The sequence below is a fragment of the Reyranella sp. genome (genome assembly GCF_050185545.1).
Lineage (GTDB): Bacteria > Pseudomonadota > Alphaproteobacteria > Reyranellales > Reyranellaceae > Reyranella.
Map to the genome: position 1 here is coordinate 16,615 of NZ_JBFWZI010000121.1, position 1,245 is coordinate 17,859.

Below are 1,245 nucleotides of genomic sequence, written 5' to 3' on the forward strand. Positions count from 1 at the left end.
ATGCGCAGGATCGCAAGACGCAGTCTGTTGGTCGCCGGCACCGCGGCGGCGGCGATGCCGGCGGCAGCCCAGGCATGGCCCGGCAAGCCGGTCAGGATCGTGGTGCCGTTCGGCCCGGGCGGCCCGGCCGACGTCTATGGCCGAATCCTCGGGCAGGCACTGTCCGACGCGCTGAAGCAGCAGTTCGTCATCGACAACAAGCCCGGCGCCGGCGCGGTGATCGGCAGCGATATCGTCGCAAAGGCGCCGCCCGACGGCTACACGCTGCTGGTGATGTCGAACACGCACACCACCAACGAGACACTGCTCGCCAACAAGCCCTATGCGCTGATGCGCGACCTCACGGCGGTGACGCCGGTGAACTCCTCGGACCTCGTGATGGTTGTGCATCCGTCGGTGAAGGCCAGGACGCTGGCGGAGTTCATCGCGCTCGCCAAGGCCGAGCCCGGCAAGCTCTCCTATGCCTCGTCCGGACCGGGCACGCCCTACCACATGGCCGGCGAGCTGTTCAAAGCCATGAGCGGCACCGACATCCTGCATGTGCCGCACAAGGGCAGCGGCGAGGCCCGCAACGCCGTCATGGGCGGCCATGTCCAGATGATGTTCGACGCCGTCACCGCGATGAAGGGCAATGTCGAGGCGGGCCAGGTGCGGGCGTTGGCGACCACCGGCGACCGACGCTCCGCCGTCCTGCCCGACGTGCCGACGGTGAGCGAAGCCGGCGTGCCGGGCTATCAGGCGACGATCTGGCTCGGCATCATGGCGCCCAAGGGCACGCCCGCCGAGGTCATCGACCGCCTCAATGCCGAGGTCGGCAAGATCATCGCCAGGCCTGCAATCCGCGAAGCCTGGGCCAAGCAGGGTGCCGTCCCGATGACCATGACGCCGGCGGAGTTCGACGCCTATCTGCGACGCGACATCGAGAAGTGGGCCAAGGTGATCCAGCAGGCCGGCATCAAGGTGCAATGAAATTCCTGCGGGTGCTGAGTGGCGGCGCCGCGCAGGGGCTGGTCGAGGCGCTGCGGCCGGAGTTCGAAACGGCAAGCGGCTGTACGATCGACGGCACGTTCGGGGCGGTCGGCGCGATGCGCGACCGCCTGCTCGCCGGCGAGCCGGCCGATCTCGTGATCCTCAGTCGCGCGCTGATCGACGGGCTGGCTCGCGGCGGCCACGTCGCTGCAGGGTCGGTACGCGACATCGGTGTCGTCGAGACCGCCGTCGCGGTGCGCGCGGGCGATCCCGCGC

The 1,245-nt window shown here is 69.3% G+C and carries 2 protein-coding genes; both read left to right on the forward strand.

The window, feature by feature from the left end; genetic code table 11:
- Complete coding sequence (locus AB7O82_RS25820) at window positions 1-969, forward strand: tripartite tricarboxylate transporter substrate binding protein (RefSeq protein WP_428554508.1); 969 nt, start codon at window positions 1-3, stop codon at window positions 967-969.
- Window positions 966-1,245, forward strand: a 280-nt coding sequence (locus AB7O82_RS25825) for a substrate-binding domain-containing protein (RefSeq protein ID WP_428554511.1), incomplete at its 3' end; no start/stop codon positions are given. The genes AB7O82_RS25820 and AB7O82_RS25825, both read left to right, overlap by 4 nt.

Bases quoted from the DNA above. Each gene is read 5' to 3' on its own strand.
- AB7O82_RS25820 (WP_428554508.1), top strand. From the start codon at position 1: ATGCGCAGGATCGCAAGACGCAGTCTGTTGGTCGCCGGCACCGCGGCG.